The sequence below is a fragment of the Rhodoblastus sp. genome (assembly GCF_052145335.1).
In the GTDB taxonomy this organism is placed as follows: domain Bacteria; phylum Pseudomonadota; class Alphaproteobacteria; order Rhizobiales; family Beijerinckiaceae; genus Rhodoblastus.
Genome location: NZ_JBKQOU010000256.1, coordinates 1 through 2639 on the forward strand (window position 1 = coordinate 1; position 2639 = coordinate 2639).

At 64.0% G+C, this 2639-nt stretch carries 3 protein-coding genes; all 3 read left to right on the top strand.

The genetic code is table 11. The features are described 5' to 3' along the window. A partial coding sequence (locus ACLP2E_RS16400; protein WP_442466539.1) for an acyl-CoA dehydrogenase family protein occupies window positions 1-638 on the top strand: 638 nt, incomplete at its 5' end. A gap of 64 nt (window positions 639-702) precedes the next feature. After that, window positions 703-1854 carry a CaiB/BaiF CoA transferase family protein gene (locus tag ACLP2E_RS16405; RefSeq protein WP_442466541.1) on the top strand — a complete coding sequence of 384 codons (1152 nt, stop codon included), beginning with the start codon at window positions 703-705 and terminating at the stop codon, window positions 1852-1854. Window positions 1855-1912: 58 nt separating this feature from the next. Next, window positions 1913-2639: enoyl-CoA hydratase-related protein (locus ACLP2E_RS16410; protein ID WP_442466540.1), on the top strand; the 727-nt coding region annotated here is incomplete at its 3' end.

Here is a 2639-nt window from a genome sequence, read left to right on the forward strand (position 1 = left end):
TCGTCGCGGCTCGCACTGACCCCGAGGCGTTGGGCGCGCGTGGGATTTCCCTTTTCGTCGTCGACCGCGGAGCCCCCGGATTCGGAATCGGCGGTAAGCTCGGCAAACATGGCTGGCGCAGCTCCGATACGGCGGAGCTGTTCTTTCAGGATACCTTCGTCCCACAAGACGCCTTGCTCGGCGAGGAGGGTCGCGGTTTCTACTATATCATGAGCACGTTCCAGAACGAGCGCTTGGTCGTCGGCGGACTTGTGTCGGGGGCGGCTGCGAAAGCTATCGATCTGACCGTCGATTATCTCCGCCTACGCAAGGCGTTCGGGAAGACGCTCTGGGACCAGCCTGTTGTTCGCAACAAGATCGCCTGGATCGCGGCGAAGGCCGCTGGGGTGCGCGCGCTGACCTATCAATGCGCGATGATGGTCGACGAAGGCAAAGACGTCGTTCGCGAAGTCTCGATGCTAAAGGCTCTCGCAGGCGAGACTATTCAGGAAGTCGTTCATACTTGTTTGCAGCTTCACGGCGGCATCGGTTACATGTCCGGAACAGCGATCGAACGCATGGTTCGCGACGCGCGAATTCTCAGCATCGGTGGCGGCGCCACCGAGGTCATGCTGGAAGAGGTCGCCAAACGCATGTGATAGGCGCGGCCCCGGCCGCCTTTTTTCGCCGTCATCCCCAGGAGATACAGTGCCTGGTCCCCTCATGAATCTGACCGTCATCGAACTTGCCGGCATCGGGCCCGGCCCTTTCGCGTGCATGATGTTCGCGGACATGGGCGCTCGGGTGATCCGTGTCGAGCGTCCGCCCGTTCGTAGCGAGGACGGGGTCAATTCGTTGATGCGCAACGACGGCTTCGTCGATCGTGGACGCCAATCGTTGGCCCTCGATCTGAAGCATCCCGAGGCGGTCGAAGCCGTGCTGCAATTGGTCGAGAAAGCCGACATACTTGTTGAAGGCTACAGGCCGGGGGTCGCGGAGCGGATCGGGCTCGGCCCCGACGTCTGTCTCTCGCGCAATCCGCGCCTCGTCTACGGCCGCATGACCGGCTGGGGCCAAACTGGTCCGCTCGCCAAAGCCGCAGGTCACGACATCAACTATATCGCGCTCAGCGGGGCGCTCCACCCGATCGGCTCAGCCGATCGCCCGCCGCCGCCCCCGCTCAATCTCGTCGGCGACTATGGCGGCGGCGGCATGTATCTCGCCGTGGGGCTGCTCGCGGCGCATGTCGCCGCGCGCGTGTCCGGCAGTGGACAAGTCGTCGACGCGGCGATGGCCGAAGGCGCCGCGCTGCTTATGGCTCCGATCTACGACATGATGGCCAAAGGTCATTGGATCGATCGGCGCGGCGCGAATTTTCTCGACGGCGCCGCCCATTTCTACCGAACGTACGAATGCGCCGACGGAAAATACGTGGCCGTCGGCGCGATCGAGCCGCAATTCTACAAGCTTGTGCTTGAGCGCTGCGGCGTCGCCGACGCCGATTTCGCGCATCAGTGGCGACGCGATCTCTGGCCCACGCTGAGCGAGAAGCTCGCCGCGGTTTTCCGCGCCCGGACGCGTGACGAATGGGGTGTGGTATTTGAGGGCAGCGACGCCTGCGTGGCTCCAGTCTTGTCGATGCGCGAAGCGGCCGAGCATCCTCATAACATAGCCCGAGGTGCGTTCGTGATGTCTGGCGGTTCTCCACAGCCGGCGCCTGGTCCTCGATTCGCGGCGACGCCCGCGGCATTGCCGGGCGCCGCGCCCGAAACGGGTCGGCACACGCGCGCCCTGCTCGAGGAGCTCGGCTATACGCCTGGACAAATCGGCGATCTCGTACTAGCGGGCGCCGCATTTGTCGCCGACGGCGTTTGAACCGAAGTGAAATAAGCGCGCGGCGGCGCGGATCGAGGAACCGACGGATGCGGCAACGATGAGCACCGAACAGGCCGTACGCTTTCAACTGGAGGAGGGCGTCGGTATTGCCACACTCGCCGACCCCTCCGGTGTCAACGTGTTGAGCGAAGTGTTGCTCGAAGGATTGATCGGCGCGGTCGATCGCGCGCGCGACGACCCCGGAGTACGCGCTCTCCTGATACGGGCGGAGGGTCGGGTCTTCTGCGTGGGCGCCGACCTCTCCCAGATCGGGAAGCGGCTCGACGAACCCGGACAAGGAGGCGCGGCGCAATACATCGGCCATCTAATGGAACACTATGGCGATCCGCTGGTTAAGGCGCTGCAAGAACTCCCAAAGGTCGTAATCTGTGCGGTGGGTGGCGAGGCGGTCGGTGGCGGTGTTGGGCTCGCGCTCGCAGCCGACATGGTCATAGCCTCGCGATCCGCGTATTTCTCGTTGCCTTTCGTTCCTGCCCTGGGCCTCATTCCTGACCTCGGCGCCACGTACCACCTGACTATGGCGCTCGGACGTCCCCGCGGGCTCGCCCTCTCGCTGACCGGCGAGAAGTTCAGCGCCGAAAGGGCCGAAAAATGGGGTTTGATCTGGAGATGCGTCGAGGACGAAAGCCTTTTGTCGGACGCGACGGCGCTCGCGCGTCAGTGCGCCGAACTTCCTCTTGCCGCGGTCAAGGCGACGAAGGATCTCTTTCGCCGGGCCGAGACCGCTGACCTCGCCTCCCAGCTTCGAGTTGAAACGGAACTGC